The organism is Neisseria sp. P0014.S009, assembly GCF_051958155.1.
Lineage (GTDB): Bacteria > Pseudomonadota > Gammaproteobacteria > Burkholderiales > Neisseriaceae > Neisseria > Neisseria flavescens_C.
The window spans coordinates 78,650-92,530 of record NZ_JBQCVS010000007.1; the positions used below are offsets into that span (position 1 = coordinate 78,650).

Annotated in this window: 14 protein-coding genes and 4 tRNA genes; 2 read left to right on the forward strand and 16 right to left on the reverse strand. The window is 47.2% G+C overall.

The genetic code is table 11. The annotated features are described in order from the left end of the window. Positions 1 to 3: 3 nt before the first annotated feature. The 6 genes from ACTHS4_RS07010 to fabG form a co-directional block, all read right to left on the reverse strand. Positions 4 to 80, reverse strand: a tRNA-Asp gene (locus ACTHS4_RS07010). A 32-nt stretch (positions 81 to 112) separates the two neighbouring features. Next, positions 113 to 188, reverse strand: a tRNA-Val gene (locus tag ACTHS4_RS07015). Between the two features lie 39 nt (positions 189 to 227). Then, a tRNA-Asp gene (locus tag ACTHS4_RS07020) sits at positions 228 to 304 on the reverse strand. A gap of 33 nt (positions 305 to 337) precedes the next feature. Next, positions 338 to 413 (reverse strand) — tRNA-Val (locus tag ACTHS4_RS07025). 69 nt (positions 414 to 482) lie between these two features. Continuing rightward, the gene (locus ACTHS4_RS07030; RefSeq protein ID WP_070825878.1) at positions 483 to 2,465 is read right to left on the reverse strand and encodes a monovalent cation:proton antiporter family protein; all 1,983 of its coding nucleotides are present in this window, start codon (positions 2,463 to 2,465) and stop codon (positions 483 to 485) included. 268 nt (positions 2,466 to 2,733) lie between these two features. Beyond that, positions 2,734 to 3,480, reverse strand: a complete 747-nt coding sequence (fabG, locus tag ACTHS4_RS07035; RefSeq protein ID WP_070825879.1) for a 3-oxoacyl-ACP reductase FabG — start codon at positions 3,478 to 3,480, stop codon at positions 2,734 to 2,736. 315 nt (positions 3,481 to 3,795) lie between these two features. Here fabG and galE point away from each other — a divergent pair, with 315 nt between their 5' ends. After that, a complete protein-coding gene (gene galE, locus ACTHS4_RS07040) occupies positions 3,796 to 4,812 on the forward strand; it encodes a UDP-glucose 4-epimerase GalE (RefSeq protein WP_371460486.1) in 1,017 nt (338 codons plus the stop codon). A gap of 248 nt (positions 4,813 to 5,060) precedes the next feature. Here the strand turns inward: galE and ACTHS4_RS07045 are convergent, their stop codons facing one another. The 10 genes from ACTHS4_RS07045 to ACTHS4_RS07090 form a co-directional block, all read right to left on the reverse strand. Next, positions 5,061 to 5,915, reverse strand: coding sequence for a glycosyltransferase family 2 protein (locus ACTHS4_RS07045; protein ID WP_084824536.1), 855 nt, complete (start codon positions 5,913 to 5,915; stop codon positions 5,061 to 5,063). A 236-nt stretch (positions 5,916 to 6,151) separates the two neighbouring features. Beyond that, complete coding sequence (locus ACTHS4_RS07050) at positions 6,152 to 6,871, reverse strand: hypothetical protein (RefSeq protein WP_440365647.1); 720 nt, start codon at positions 6,869 to 6,871, stop codon at positions 6,152 to 6,154. Between the two features lie 260 nt (positions 6,872 to 7,131). Continuing rightward, positions 7,132 to 8,133: a hypothetical protein gene (locus tag ACTHS4_RS07055; protein WP_070825883.1), complete on the reverse strand. Its 1,002-nt coding sequence runs from the start codon at positions 8,131 to 8,133 to the stop codon at positions 7,132 to 7,134. Positions 8,134 to 8,206: 73 nt separating this feature from the next. Further along, positions 8,207 to 9,133: an ACP S-malonyltransferase gene (gene fabD / locus ACTHS4_RS07060; RefSeq protein ID WP_070825884.1), complete on the reverse strand. Its 927-nt coding sequence runs from the start codon at positions 9,131 to 9,133 to the stop codon at positions 8,207 to 8,209. A 9-nt stretch (positions 9,134 to 9,142) separates the two neighbouring features. Then, positions 9,143 to 9,490, reverse strand: coding sequence for a DUF1294 domain-containing protein (locus ACTHS4_RS07065; protein WP_070825886.1), 348 nt, complete (start codon positions 9,488 to 9,490; stop codon positions 9,143 to 9,145). Positions 9,491 to 9,541: 51 nt separating this feature from the next. Beyond that, positions 9,542 to 10,504, reverse strand: coding sequence for a beta-ketoacyl-ACP synthase III (locus ACTHS4_RS07070; RefSeq protein WP_070825887.1), 963 nt, complete (start codon positions 10,502 to 10,504; stop codon positions 9,542 to 9,544). Between the two features lie 152 nt (positions 10,505 to 10,656). Then, the gene (gene plsX, locus ACTHS4_RS07075; RefSeq protein ID WP_150537210.1) at positions 10,657 to 11,727 is read right to left on the reverse strand and encodes a phosphate acyltransferase PlsX; all 1,071 of its coding nucleotides are present in this window, start codon (positions 11,725 to 11,727) and stop codon (positions 10,657 to 10,659) included. A gap of 121 nt (positions 11,728 to 11,848) precedes the next feature. After that, positions 11,849 to 12,373, reverse strand: a complete 525-nt coding sequence (locus ACTHS4_RS07080; RefSeq protein WP_150537211.1) for a phosphoribosyltransferase — start codon at positions 12,371 to 12,373, stop codon at positions 11,849 to 11,851. A gap of 92 nt (positions 12,374 to 12,465) precedes the next feature. Next, the gene (gene rpmF / locus ACTHS4_RS07085; protein ID WP_002240035.1) at positions 12,466 to 12,645 is read right to left on the reverse strand and encodes a 50S ribosomal protein L32; all 180 of its coding nucleotides are present in this window, start codon (positions 12,643 to 12,645) and stop codon (positions 12,466 to 12,468) included. Between the two features lie 33 nt (positions 12,646 to 12,678). Continuing rightward, positions 12,679 to 13,182 carry a YceD family protein gene (locus ACTHS4_RS07090; RefSeq protein ID WP_004520416.1) on the reverse strand — a complete coding sequence of 168 codons (504 nt, stop codon included), beginning with the start codon at positions 13,180 to 13,182 and terminating at the stop codon, positions 12,679 to 12,681. Between the two features lie 55 nt (positions 13,183 to 13,237). Between ACTHS4_RS07090 and ACTHS4_RS07095 the strand changes: the two genes are divergently transcribed. Beyond that, complete coding sequence (locus tag ACTHS4_RS07095) at positions 13,238 to 13,828, forward strand: Maf family protein (RefSeq protein WP_070825911.1); 591 nt, start codon at positions 13,238 to 13,240, stop codon at positions 13,826 to 13,828. Positions 13,829 to 13,881: the final 53 nt, after the last annotated feature.

Consider the following 13,881-nt stretch of genomic DNA (forward strand, 5'->3'; position numbering starts at 1 on the left):
TGATGGCGCGGCGGACGGGGCTCGAACCCGCGACCCCCGGCGTGACAGGCCGGTACTCTAACCAACTGAGCTACCACCGCGCATCCATTGTCAGGGACAATGAAAAGGAAAGTGGTGGGTGATGACGGAGTCGAACCGCCGACATTCTGCTTGTAAGGCAGACGCTCTACCAACTGAGCTAATCACCCGAAAAAGGGAGATACTGAAAAATCAGTATTTTTAAATAATGGCGCGGCGGACGGGGCTCGAACCCGCGACCCCCGGCGTGACAGGCCGGTACTCTAACCAACTGAGCTACCACCGCGCATTCACTGTCAAAGACAATGAAAAAGAAACTTGGTGGGTGATGACGGAGTCGAACCGCCGACATTCTGCTTGTAAGGCAGACGCTCTACCAACTGAGCTAATCACCCATGCGCAAAATTGCGAAGACGCTATTAAACCAAAAAATTCTGATGCGCGCAAGATTTATTTGCCGATAATTAGATATCTCCCTGCAAGCACCAGTTTTCAAAGGAAATAATTTCTTCCTGTTTGCCTGCGACAACCAAAATATCACCGTTTTCCAAAACAAAATCAGGGTCAAGGTCTTGGATTTTTCCGGTATTGCGGCGGATAAACAATAGTTTCAGATAATGCGCTGCCAATGGCAATTCACGGATGGTTTTGCCGATGGCGTGTGCTTCGCCTTGCAATGGGAAGGCATGGCGGCAGACGGCCTTACTGTCTTCGTCGGAGAAGCTGTCATCATCACTGCCGACAAATAAGTCTTGCAAAGATGCATAGCGGCTGTGACGGATGTGGGTTATGGTTTGATAAACATGGTTGTAGGAGAGGCCGTGGCCTAACATGGCATAGCTTGCCAGAACCAGGCTGGTTTCTTTGGTATCGGAGACGGTTTCTTCAGCACCCATTTCGGTAAAGGTTTTAACGTAATCGTCATTGGTGGCGCGAACATAAACCGGCATGCTCGGATGCATGGACATGATGTTGCCGAGAACATGTTGGGTTTCATGCATATTGTTCAGCGTGATGACCACCATTTTGGCGCGTCCCAAGCCGGCGGCTTCCAAGACTTCACGGCGTTTGGCATCGCCAAAGGAAACCGGTTCGCCTGCGTTACGTGCCACTTGTACGCGGGCAATGTCCAAGTCAAGGGCAAAGTAGGGGATGCTTTCTTGCGCCAATACACGGGCAACCGATTGGCCACCGCGTCCGAAACCGATAATCAGGACGTGTTCGGATTTGCTCATGGTTTCCACCAGCATGGAGTGCAAGTCCAAGGCTTTCATGTCCCAGTCGGATTTGACGAAGCGGCTGACGATAGCATCGCTGCTGCCCAAGATAAATGGAGCGGCAATCATGGAAAGCAAGACGGCAGCAGTGGCTGCTTGTTCCAATTCGGGCGAAACCATATTGATTTTGCTGGAAATAGCCAGCATTACGAAGCCGAACTCGCCGCCTTGTGCCAAATAAAGCGCACTTTTGAGGCTGTCGCTCGTAGGGTTTTTCATGCGCAAAGCGATGATGAAGACGACCAGTGCTTTCAAGACCAACAGGATTGCCAACAAAATCAGGATTTGCTGCCAGTTGCCGATCAGCGCCTGAATATCCAGCTTCATGCCGACGGTAATAAAGAAGAAGCCCAGCAGGATATCGCGGAATGGACGGATGTCGTCTTCCACCTGAATGCGGTATTCGGTTTCGGAAAGCAACATACCAGCGACGAATGCGCCCAATGCCATAGACAGGCCTTCAAGCTCTGTCAGATAGGCCACGCCCAAAGTAACCAGCAAAACGTTGATCATGAAGAGTTCGGACGATTTGCGTTTGGCAACCAGTCTGAACCAGCGCGACATCACTCGGCTGCCGACAACAAACAAAATGCCTAAGGTCAGCAACATTTTCAAACCGGCCAAGCCCAACTCTACCCACAAGTTGCCTTCGCTGCCGCCAGCAAGTGCCGGAATCAGAATCATCAGCGGTACAACGGCAATATCTTGCATCAGCAAAACACCCATGGCCATTTGACCATGCGGCTGACCCAGCTCGGTTTTCTCCGACAGAATGCGGCTGACGATGGCAGTGGACGACATGGTCAGTGCGCCCGCAGTGGCAAACGCCCAGTTAAACGGCGTGCCCATTGCCATCAAAATGCCCATAATTGAGAGCATGGTAATGATGACTTGCAAACCGCCCAATCCGAATACGAGGCGGCGCATGGCTTTGAGCTTGGGCAGGGAGAATTCGAGACCGATGCTGAACATCAAGAACACAATGCCGATTTCGCCCAAATAGTCGGTGGCGTGGCTTTGCGGAATCAGTTTGAACATACCCGGACCGGCAATAAAGCCGACTAAAAGATAACCGAGCATGGAAGGAATGTTGAATTTGCGACAGTAGATAACCGTAATGACGGAAACCAACAGGACAATGACAATAGGACCGAGGGAGAATTCGTGCATAGAGTGGGCGGCCTTTCGTTAAAAGTAGCTATTGTTATATAGGCCGTCTGAAACACGTCGAAAACCGACAGCAAACCCAAATAAAAACGCACAGAATGAACTTCATTTCTGCGATTTGATTTCCCGTATCATGCTTATTTGGACTTACTGTTTCGAGCGTTATCTAACGGATTATTAAGATTATATCAAGATAGAATGTAAAGTAGTGTTTTGATTGACAAAAAGGGCCATCTGAAATATTCAGACGGCCTTTAAATAAACAAACGGTTTAAGGCATTAACATGCCGCCGTTGACATGAAGTGTCTGACCGGTAATGTATTTTGCCTGATCCGAAGCCAAGAATAAGACTGCATCGGCAATATCTTGTGCTTCACCGAATTTGCCCAAAGAAGTTTGCGCTTCAAAGGTTTTGCGGGTTTCTTCCGGCAGGGCGCGGGTCATATCAGTGTCGATAAAGCCGGGGGCAACGCAGTTGACGGTAATGCCGCGGCTGCCGACTTCACGTGCCATAGATTTGGAGAAGCCGATTAAGCCTGCTTTTGCGGCCGTATAGTTGGTTTGACCGGCATTGCCCATCACGCCGACAACAGATGTGATGTTGATGATGCGGCCGGTACGCTGTTTCATCATGCCGCGCAATACGGCTTTGGAGGCGCGGAACACAGATTTGAGGTTAACCTGCATGATGTCGTCCCACTCTTCCTCTTTCATGCGCATCAGGAGGTTGTCGCGGGTAATGCCGGCGTTGTTGACCAGAATATCCAGTTTGCCGAATTCTTTTTCGATGTCGGCAATTAGATTTTCGATGGTTTCAGGTTCGGCAGAATTCAATGCACGGCCTTCGCCGCCCCATTGTGCCAAGCGTTCGCCGATTGCAGCGGCGCCGCTCTCACTGGTGGCTGTACCGATAACTTTTGCACCGGCTGCAGCCAAAGTATCGGCAATCGCCGCACCAATACCGCGCGATGCGCCGGTTACCAAAGCGATTTTGCCGCTCAAATCTTGTGTACTCATGTTTTATTCCTTAATTGCGATTGGAAAAATGGTTTCAGACGGCCTTATACCACGAATAGGTTTTTTAATCTAACTTTTGTCTGCACATGCTATGAATCAGCTTCGGGCAAGTCGATTGCTATCTGCGGCGGAATATTCAGAACATGGTTGATCAAGTTGCCGAAACTGTATTTTGCAAGCAAGATTTATCTCAAGACTAATTAAAAATTTAGAGTTAATGCAGGCAGCATTCGTTTACTTATCAATAAATACATGATTATCTACAACGGATGCTGTACCATACGGAATAATTTCAAAAAAAAATAAGGAAAACACATGGCCATTTTGGTTACCGGCGGTATGGGCTTTATCGGCTCGCATACCGCTATTTCGCTGATTGAAGCGGGCTACGATGTCGTAATTCTCGACAATCTGTGCAATTCCAGTATCAACATTCTGCCACGTCTAAAAAAAATCACTGGCAAGGATATTCCTTTTTATCAAGGAGATATCCGAGATCGTGCTATGCTGCAAAAGATTTTTGCCGAACATAAAATCCAAACTGTGATGCACTTTGCCGGTTTGAAAGCGGTAGGCGAAAGCAATACACTACCTATGAAATATTACGATTACAACGTGTCGGGTAGCTTGATTTTGGCAGAAGAAATGGCTAAGGCAGGAGTATTTAGTATTGTATTTAGCTCATCTGCCACAGTATATGGTGACCCTGCTCGCACGCCGATTACCGAAGATATGCCAGTAGGAGGTACAACCAATCCTTACGGCACATCAAAATATATGGTCGAACGTATTTTGACTGATATTCAAAAAGCCGACCCACGCTGGAGCGTGATTCTGCTACGCTATTTCAATCCTGTAGGCGCACACAAAAGTGGTTTAATCGGAGAATACCCAAATGGTATTCCAAATAACCTCTTACCGTATATCTGCCAAGTCGCTTTGGGTAAACTGACAGAGTTGTCAGTATTCGGAAACGACTACCCTACCCCTGATGGCACAGGTGTGCGCGATTATATCCATGTTGTTGATCTAGCTGATGGCCATTTGAAAGCTATGCAAAGCCATTCAACCAAGTCCGGCGTACATATATTCAATTTAGGTACAGGTAACGGCTATTCCGTACTAGATATGATTAAAGCCTTTGAAGCTGCTTCAGGCCTGAAAATTCCTTATCGAATTAAAGACCGTCGCCCTGGTGATATTGCTGTTTGTTACGCCGCCCCTGCCTACACCAAAGCGCAAACCGGTTGGGAAACCAAGCGTGATTTGGCGCAGATGATGGAAGACTCATGGCGTTGGGTCAGCAACAATCCAAATGGCTACGACGATTAAGTGGAACTATATATACAAATGGAGATCTTTGTAAAAATCTTGCCTATTCATAGAAAATGTTATTTGAGTTGTCAAGTAACATTTTATCCTTCTTAAGACGTTATTTTATCATATTTCTCTTTATTTTCTTCCTTTTAGGGGTATATTCCCCACCTTATATAGTTAGGATGATGGTAGTGATTAAATTTTTCTAGCTATTCAGGATGAACTCTATTTTAAAATATAAATTTTTAAAATTTCAATGTCTCTTATTCCTTGTTTTTTAACTTGTTGTACCTTTTCTTATTAAAATATTTGTAAAAAATAAGTTTTAAGTAATTTTTGAATTTTTTAATAAATTTAAGTTGTTCATCATATTGTTTGATAGCTGGGGATACTAATGATTGAAAGTATATGTCATTTTTTTTGTAAAAATCATAGTGTTTATTATAAATTCTTAGCATATTATCAGATAATTTATTACTATTGGATAAATTGCTGACAGATGAATTGTCTGAACGTTGGCGATAATAAAATAATGATTTATGTATTTGTTTAATCTTGCCGCCATTTTTTATTATGGAAATAAATAATTCCCAATCTTCGAGTTGAGTCATGTTTATATCGAAACCACCTGCTGCATCATAATGAGACTTTCTAATGAGAGCAGTAACGTAGATGCAATTTTGTAATAAGAACCTTCTTAATTCAAATTTAGGTAGATTCCACGGTTTGTTTTTAGAGTCAAAAAGAATAGCATCGGTATATACAATAGATAGTTCTTTATCTTTTTCAGCTGCTTCTATACAAACTTTTAGATAGTCTATTCCTAAAATATCATCTGAGTCTAAACATACAAGATAATCACCTTGAGCATGTTGAATGGCATTTACGCGTGCTTTGACGTAATAAGTATTTTTTTGAGGAATGACTTTTAAGCGAGGCTCTTTTGTGGCACATTCATATAGAATATTTAGTGTATCATCAGTGGATCCATCATCTATGGCAATAATCTCAAAATTTTTATAGGATTGTTGATAAACACTAAATAAAGTTTCTTTAATATAAGCGGCTGAATTATAACATGGAATAATAATAGATACTAAGGGGTGGGAGGTATTCATTTTCTTTTCACTGTTAAATTAATTTAAAATTTTCTCGATATTTAAGATTATAGTAAATTTTGGTGATTTTAGTCTAAGATTATTTGTTTTTTAAACATGTTGTTTCTCCAGAGTGGTTGAGTCCGCTTGGGGCAGGGTAATGGGGATGTTGGGATCGATGTTAAAGGCACAGCTGATCCAGTTGCTAAAACTGTATTTGTGTTTCAGGCAGGGGGTAAGCGGTACATACGGCAAGGTCAGGAAGGCTTTGAGTCGTCAAGGTTGCTTCCATTCCAGTAGAACATATTGTTCGGGTGATAAAAATCGTAATGTACGATGGTCGAATTGGTCGTAATCAGTTTTTTGTCCAAACCAATCGCTTCGAAAATCCGCAAAGAGAGGCCGTAGTGCTTTCGGTTGAGGAAATCTACTAATACGGAGGATTTGGCTGCTTCTTCTAAGTTTTGACGATGGGAGAGGGCGTTTTCAAATGAGAAGAACTCGACTTCTGGAATGCCTAAAGCCGCTTTTTCTTCTTCAATTTTCTTACTGGCCAAGCGGAAATCTATTTCTAAACCGATTGAACGGGCAGCTTTACAAAATGCACGGATATCATTGTTGCGGTCGGCAGCGTACGAGCCGATAAACAAGATTTTGTTTTGCGGGTTTTCAGACGGCCTGAAGCTATCAAAGTAGAGGCTGGTGGTTGGAAAGAGTTTTTCGGTGTATTCAGGTTGTTTGCCTTGGTCAAACGGATCGAAAAAGTAAAATTTGTCGAAAAATTCGATGTTGTCGAAGTCTTCTTTTAAGAAGGTCAGGGCTTCCCAGTTGTAGTACACCATTAATTTGGAATGCGCTCTGAGCTTGGCGATGAAGTCTTTCGGGTAGGCGCCCAGCCAAATCATGAAGCAATAATCCGCTTGTTCGGGATGTTCGCTTAACAGGGTATTGAGGCGTTCTTCTACGGCGCGGAACATGGTCCGTTTTTTGAAGTCTTGTTGTCCAAGAATATTTCGATACCAGATTTTTTTTCAGCCGTTGAAATACATTTTTGTATTTGAACTCTTTTTCTTCATAGGTCAGAGACAGCACTTCAAATCCGCATTTTTCCAAGTTCTCAATAATGAGTTCGTGGATTTTGAAGAGTTCCGGCATGGCGAGAATGACTTTTTTCTTACTCATAATGTATTCAATATAATATTTTGTCAGGCAGGAGTATTTGCCATAGGCAATAGGGTTAATCAATGCCGAGCAGGCGGTTTAGCCATTGTGTAAATGAATAATAGGCTTTGATTTCAGGGGCAGGGTGCTGATACGGGCGCGCCAAAAATTCAGACAATGCGTCTAAATTACCGCCGTCCCATACGAACACGCGGTTTGGGTGGTATAGGTCGGTCTCCAAGATATGTTTGTTGGTGGTAATCAGTTTTTTATCGAAACACAACGCATCAAAGATACGGAATGATAAGCCATAATGTTCGAACTGTGCAAAATCGACGACCGCGCCGCAACTTTGCACTTGGCTGAGGTTTTCTTCAAAGCTGAGGATGCTGCTGCGGTCGAGATAGTGGATGCCGTTGTGTCCAAAAGCTTTTTCAGCCCTGTCATCTTTGCAGTAGATATGAAAATCCAAGGGTAGGTTGAGGCGTTCGGTTTCTTTGATAAAGCGTTTGGTTTGTTCTTCGCGTCTAAGTTCGTAGCCACCTAAAAAGTAGAGTTTGTTGGTGGGGGCATATTCCGCCACGGGAAAGTCAAAGTAAAAATTAGTGGTGGCTTTGAAATGGCATTGTGGATATTTTTGAATATCGTCGGGGTCGAAAACCCAGCATTGGTCAAAATAATCCAAATATTCAATAATATCTGGGAAACGACCTACGCCATCCCATTGATAATTCACACAAACATTGCTGTGTTCGCGGATGGTGGCGATGATTTCTTTGGGGTAAATATTGGCGCGGATACAGAGCGCATAATCGGCTTTTTTGCCGTTTAGCAAGGCCAATTTTTGCTGAATATCGTCGACGTGGCGGCTGTATTTAAGGTATTTTTTATAGTTGCCGTCTTTGGTGATGTGTTTGTGGTAGAGGTTTTTGAGTCTGCTGCCCAAGTTCGGGTAATAGGAATCTCGGTCGTCATAGCACAGATTAATGACATCAAAACCAAGAAAACGCAGATTTTTTTCGATACATTGATCCAGTCCGTACATGTAGGGAACGGCAAGAATAATGGTTTTTTTCATAATGTGTTCGGATTGGAGTGGGCTGATTTTTCAGACGGCCTTGCCTGACAGGATAAGGCCGTCTGAAAACGTTTTAGTGGGCTTCGATAAATGCAGCCACTTGATCGGCATTGGTCAATGCGCTGCACGCGGCTTCTTTGTTGATGCGTTTGGCGAGTCCTGCGAGGACTTTGCCGGGGCCGCATTCGGCGGATTCGGTGATGCCTTCGGAAACAAGCGCGTTGACGGTTTCTGTCCAGCGCACCGGGCTGTACAGCTGGCGTACCAAGGCATCTTTGATTTTGTCGGCATCATCGTAAGAGGCAACATCGGCGTTATGAATAACGCGGATTTGCGGTTGTTTGATGGTGATGTCTTTCAATGCTTCGGCAAGTTTTTTCGCCGCAGGCTTCATGAGGCTGCAATGTGAGGGAACGGAAACGGGCAGCGGCAGGGCGCGTTTGGCTCCGGCTTCTTTGGCGGCGGCCATGGCGCGTTCGACTGCGGCGGTATTGCCGGCAATCACAACTTGGCCTGGGGAGTTGAAGTTGACGGCTTCAACGACTTCGCCTTGTGCAGCTTCGGCACAAATGGTTTTCACTTGTTCGTCTTCCAACCCCAAAATAGCGGCCATTGCGCCTACGCCTTGCGGTACGGCAGATTGCATGAGTTCGGCGCGCAGGCGGACGAGTTTGACTGCGTCTGCGAAATCCAATGCGCCGGCAGCGACGAGGGCGGTGTATTCGCCGAGACTGTGGCCTGCAACGACGGAAGGGATTTTACCGCCGGCTTCTAAGTAGGCGCGGTAGGTGGCAATGCCGGCAGCCAGCATGATGGGCTGGGTGTTGACGGTTTGTCCGATTAATTCGGCATCTTCGCCGTTAATCATTGCCCACAGGTCTTGACCCAATACGGCGGAAGCTTCGTCAAATGTGGCTTTAACGATGGCTTGCTCGGTAAAGCCGTTCATCATGCCTAGGCTTTGTGAGCCTTGTCCGGGGAAGAAGAATGCGAAAGACATGGTAATTCCTTATTGGTTTGAATGTTTGAGGGTGTCCGCCAGCAGAAGGAGGGTGGCGACAGTATTGGTTGCGGCGGTCAGTCGGAAGGTGCGGACAAAACTGGGTTTGCTGGTTTTATGCCTGAATGCGACGCTGCCGCAATAACCGCCCGGCCAGCCGCCAAGCAGGTTGAGCAGGTGCAATTTTGCTTCGGGTATGCGTCTGCCGTGGTTGCGTGCGCGCTGTTTGTCTAGGTAGTAAAGCAGGAAAATGTATGTACTCAGTGCGAGATAGGCGATTGCCAGTTTGGGCAATATTACAGCCGTTATGCTTAAAAACAGGCAGTTGATGCAGAGTGCAAACGTTAGGGATTTCATGGGTTTGAGCAGAATAGGCCGTCTGAAAGGGATGTTCAGACGGCCCAGCCGTTAGTATTTCACCAAAACCGCACCCCAGGCAAAACCGCCGCCGATGCCTTCGAGCAAAAGGTTTTGTCCGCGTTTGATTTGGCCGTTTTTAATACCGACATCCAGTGCCAGCGGAATGGAGGCAGCGGACGTGTTGCCGTGGTCTTGGACGGTTAAGATCACTTTGTCCATGCTCAAGCCTAAGTGTTTGGCGGTAGAGTCGATAATGCGCTTATTGGCTTGGTGCGGCACAAGCCAATCGATTTGATTGGTGGTATAACCGGCTTCTTTGATAACGTCATCTGCGATTTTGGACAGCATTTTGACGGCAAACTTGAATACGCCGGGGCCGTCCATGCTGATGTAGGGCGAACCGCAAATCTGGCCGTTGGCAATTTGTCCCGGGACGTTCAAAAGGTTGAGGTAGTTGCCGTCGGCTTTGAGTTTGCTGTGGATGATGCCTGGTTCGTCAGATGCGCTTAAGACAACCGCGCCCGCACCGTCACCAAAGAGGACGCAGGTGGTGCGGTCGTTCCAATCGACGATGCGGCTGAAGGTTTCCGCGCCGATGACCAAAGCGTTTTTTGCCATGCCGCTTTTAATGTAGGCATTGGCAGTGGTCATGGCATACATAAAACCGGCGCACACGGCTTGGACGTCAAAGGCGGGGCAGCCGTTGGCAATGCCCAATTTTTGCTGCACGATGGTTGCCGTAGAAGGGAACTGCATATCGGGAGTGGCTGTGGCGACGATAATCAGGTCGATATCGTCAGCCTGCAAGCCGGCATCTGCCAAGGCGCGGCGCGCTGACTCGGCGGCCAAGTCGCTGGTTTTTTCGCTGTCGTCTGCAATATGGCGAAATTTGATACCTGTACGCGTGGTAATCCACTCGTCGGAAGTGTCCACTTTTTTGGCAAGGTCGTCATTGCTGACGCGGTTGGCAGGAAGGTAGCTGCCTGTACCGGAAATTTTGGCATATTGCATGAGAACGGCCTTTTTAGAGAGTTGATTCAGATAGTCGGGTATTGTAAGCGAAAATGGGAAAATTCCCAATATGAAGAATGAAGTCGGTGATTAAAGATAAAAACAGGCCGTCTGAACATTTTGGAGTTTCAGACGGCCTGTATATATCAGCCTTAAGCTTCCGTTACTGGAGCAGCGGTTTCTTCCAGTTCGGCTGCTGCTTTGGCGGCTTCCAAAGCAGCCAACTGGGTGGCTACGCCTTGTTCGATTTGAGCGAGGCCGGCAGATTTGGCTTCGTGGTAGGCTTCTTCCAAAGCATAACGGAAGCCGACTTCGTCGGTTCCGCCGTGGCTCTTAATCACAATACCGCGTAAACCAAGCAGGATTGCGCCGTTAAATTTGCGCGGATCCAATTTGCCTTTCAGACCTTTGAGTGCGGGCAGGGCGGCAATCGCGGCAAGTTTGTTGAACAGGGTGCTTTGGAATTCACGACGGATGGCGCCGCTCATGAATTTAACCGCGCCTTCGATGGTTTTGAGCATAACGTTGCCAACAAAACCGTCTGCGACAACGACATCGGCTTCGCCATACAAAACGCTGTTGCTTTCGATATTGCCGATGAAGTTGAGTTTGCTGCTGCTCAACAGTTTAAAGGTTTGTTTGACGGCATCCGTACCCTTGATGTCTTCTGTACCGACGTTCAAAAGGGCGACACGCGGGCTGCCTTTTTCGGGGTGTAGCGCATGTACCAGCTCGCTGCCGATGATGGCAAATTGAACCAGTTGTTCGGGCGTACAGTCAACGTTGGCACCCAAATCCAAAGCCAAAGTAACGTGTTCGCTGTCGGATGGCAGGAATTTGGCGATGGCAGGACGCTCAATGCCGGGAATGGTTTTGAGGACGAATCGGGCGGTCGCCATCAGTGCGCCGGTATTGCCTGCCGATACGGCGGCTTGCGCATTGCCTTCTTTGACTTGGTTGATAGCGATGCGCATGGATGATTCTTTTTTGTTTTTCAGCGCGGATTGCGGCGCTTCATCCATTTCAACGACTTGCGCTGCATGGCAGACGGTAATGCGGTCCATAGGCGCGCCTGCCAAGCTTAATGCTTGGCGGACTGCTGCTTCATCTCCGACCATAATCAGATGTACGTCGGATTGCTGTTTCAGGAAATCCACTGCACCGGGGACGGTAATCGCAAGGCCTGCATCTCCGCCCATGGCATCTACGGCCAGTGTAATCATGTTGTTCTCCGGTTTGTGTGTTTCAGACGGCCTCAGACAATCGGACAAGCACACTCATCTGATTTTCAGGAGATTGAATTGAAAATCAGATGAAAAGGCTTGTTGCGACGTCGTGCCAGACTTATTGGTTTTGCGCGGCCAATTTGTTGTGTTCGTCGATGTCCAGCGCGTCCCAAGGATAGTTGATCCACCAGTCTTCAACGGTGATGCCGCTGAAATAAGGGACGCCTTCGGGAATTCTGCCGACTTTGGCTTTGATTTTTTCATGCAATACTGCCACGCCGATGGTGCCGAAATCTTCTTTCAGCAATTCGGTCAGGCAAAATTCCATGGTAACGCGGCTGTCATCCACTTCGTCAACGACCAGTACATTTTTGCCTTTCAGGACATCTGGAACGGGATCAAGCCATTGGACTTTTTTCACTTCCTCGGTAACTTGACCTTCGTTATCGCTGTCGTAGTAGGCTGTGGTGACGGCGTAAATCGGAATTTCCAAGAAGCAGCGCAACATGCGGGCAGGGATAAAACCGCCGCCGCCAATGGCAATCATGGCATCGTATTTGGTGCCGGAGTTTTGGATTTTTTCCGCCAATCCTTTGATTACGCGGTGGATGTCGTCGTAGGTGTACCAGATTTTACGTTTCATGGTGTGCTTCCGAAGAGGAAAATACAGGGTGCAATGCAAAAAAGCCAGTCATTGCATGGCAATATTCTGGCTTTTTCAGTCAGACGAACGGATTATTCGCCTTTAGCTTTTACCACTTTACGGCCACGGTACATACCGTTTGGAGAAATGTGGTGTGGACGATGCACTTCGCCGGTTGCGCTGTCAACAGACAGAGAAGGCGCAGTCAGAGCGTCGTGTGAACGGTGCATACCGCGTTTAGAAGGGGATTTTTTGTTTTGTTGAACGGCCATTTCAAGCTCCTAGATAAATAAACTGTGTCCTAATTAACTGCTTTTCAAACCTGCTAAAACAGCGAAGGGGTTTGGTTTGTCCCGATTGACTTCATCCAGTGTTCCATTGTTGCCGCAGTCTTCGTGTCGAGGGGAGAAAGGGAGCGACATCAGGATTTGGTCTTCAACCAGAGTCCGCACGTCAAGCTCTTTTTCGAGCAGCATGCCTTCCAATTCTTCATCGGCAAGCATGGCTTCGTCCAAACTCTCTTCATCGGCAAACAGGACGATACGGCTGGTTTCATCGAGCAGAAACGGCATGGGCGTAATGCAACGCTGGCAAATCAGGGGCATGTCGGCTTTGACGTTTAAATCGAGAAACAGACGTTGCAACCGGTCGCGACCGCCTTGCAGCGTAAACGACACGCGTGTCTGTTTGTCGGCCGGATAATCGTGCGAACTGACTCGTTCATCCAATTCTTCGAGCAGGAAGCTGCCTTGCAGATTCTGCCCTTCGGCGGCGAAAACTTCTGGGTCAATCAAATTAGGGTATGACATAAACGGAGTATGATATAATTTCGGCAGTCTAACGTCAATGTTTTTAAGTAAAAATATGGAAGTAAAACTGCCTTTGGTTTTAGGGTCGAGTTCGGTTTTCCGCTGCGGACAGCTTCGCCGTTTGGGTATCGATTTTCAGACGGCATCGCCTGATTTTGACGAAACGCCTATTGCGGGCGAGCATGCGGGCGAGACGGCGCTGCGTTTGGCTGAAGGTAAAGCCCGTTCATTGGCGGCAACTTTCCCTGCCGCGCTGATTATCGGTGCAGACCAAGTCGCATGGTGCGAAGGACGTCAATTGGGCAAGCCGATGAACGTCGCAAATGCACAACAGATGCTGGCGGACTTGAGCGGGAAACGGATTGAATTTTACAGCGCAATCGTGCTTTTGAATACTGCTACGGGCAAGGTTCAGCATCATGTCGATCATACGGTGGTTGCCATGCGACAGTTGGCGCAGGCGCAAATCAGCCGATATTTGGAACGCGAGCCGGATGCGGTTTATTGTGCCGGTGCGGCGAAGAGCGAGGGTTTGGGCGCCGCTTTGTTGGAGCGGATTGAAAGTACGGATCCGAATGCTTTAATCGGCCTTCCGATTTTCCGTCTGATTGATTTTTTGAAAAACGAAGGTGTGGAAGTTTTATAGTTTGAGGCCGTCTGAATGTGTTCAGACGGTCTGAGATTTTTTGGAGTTGCAAG

What these genes read in the sequence shown, in the direction of transcription:
- ACTHS4_RS07090 (WP_004520416.1), bottom strand. Translation starts at nt 13,182, where the DNA reads ATGTCATACCCTAATTTGATTGACCCAGAAGTTTTCGCCGCCGAAGGG.
- ACTHS4_RS07055 (WP_070825883.1), bottom strand. Translation starts at nt 8,133, where the DNA reads ATGAAAAAAACCATTATTCTTGCCGTTCCCTACATGTACGGACTGGAT.
- fabD (WP_070825884.1), bottom strand. Translation starts at nt 9,133, where the DNA reads ATGTCTTTCGCATTCTTCTTCCCCGGACAAGGCTCACAAAGCCTAGGC.
- ACTHS4_RS07095 (WP_070825911.1), top strand. Translation starts at nt 13,238, where the DNA reads ATGGAAGTAAAACTGCCTTTGGTTTTAGGGTCGAGTTCGGTTTTCCGC.
- ACTHS4_RS07080 (WP_150537211.1), bottom strand. Translation starts at nt 12,373, where the DNA reads ATGAAACGTAAAATCTGGTACACCTACGACGACATCCACCGCGTAATC.
- ACTHS4_RS07070 (WP_070825887.1), bottom strand. Translation starts at nt 10,504, where the DNA reads ATGCAATATGCCAAAATTTCCGGTACAGGCAGCTACCTTCCTGCCAAC.
- galE (WP_371460486.1), top strand. Translation starts at nt 3,796, where the DNA reads ATGGCCATTTTGGTTACCGGCGGTATGGGCTTTATCGGCTCGCATACC.
- fabG (WP_070825879.1), bottom strand. Translation starts at nt 3,480, where the DNA reads ATGAGTACACAAGATTTGAGCGGCAAAATCGCTTTGGTAACCGGCGCA.
- rpmF (WP_002240035.1), bottom strand. Translation starts at nt 12,645, where the DNA reads ATGGCCGTTCAACAAAACAAAAAATCCCCTTCTAAACGCGGTATGCAC.
- ACTHS4_RS07050 (WP_440365647.1), bottom strand. Translation starts at nt 6,871, where the DNA reads ATGTTCCGCGCCGTAGAAGAACGCCTCAATACCCTGTTAAGCGAACAT.
- ACTHS4_RS07045 (WP_084824536.1), bottom strand. Translation starts at nt 5,915, where the DNA reads ATGAATACCTCCCACCCCTTAGTATCTATTATTATTCCATGTTATAAT.
- ACTHS4_RS07030 (WP_070825878.1), bottom strand. Translation starts at nt 2,465, where the DNA reads ATGCACGAATTCTCCCTCGGTCCTATTGTCATTGTCCTGTTGGTTTCC.
- ACTHS4_RS07065 (WP_070825886.1), bottom strand. Translation starts at nt 9,490, where the DNA reads ATGAAATCCCTAACGTTTGCACTCTGCATCAACTGCCTGTTTTTAAGC.
- plsX (WP_150537210.1), bottom strand. Translation starts at nt 11,727, where the DNA reads ATGATTACACTGGCCGTAGATGCCATGGGCGGAGATGCAGGCCTTGCG.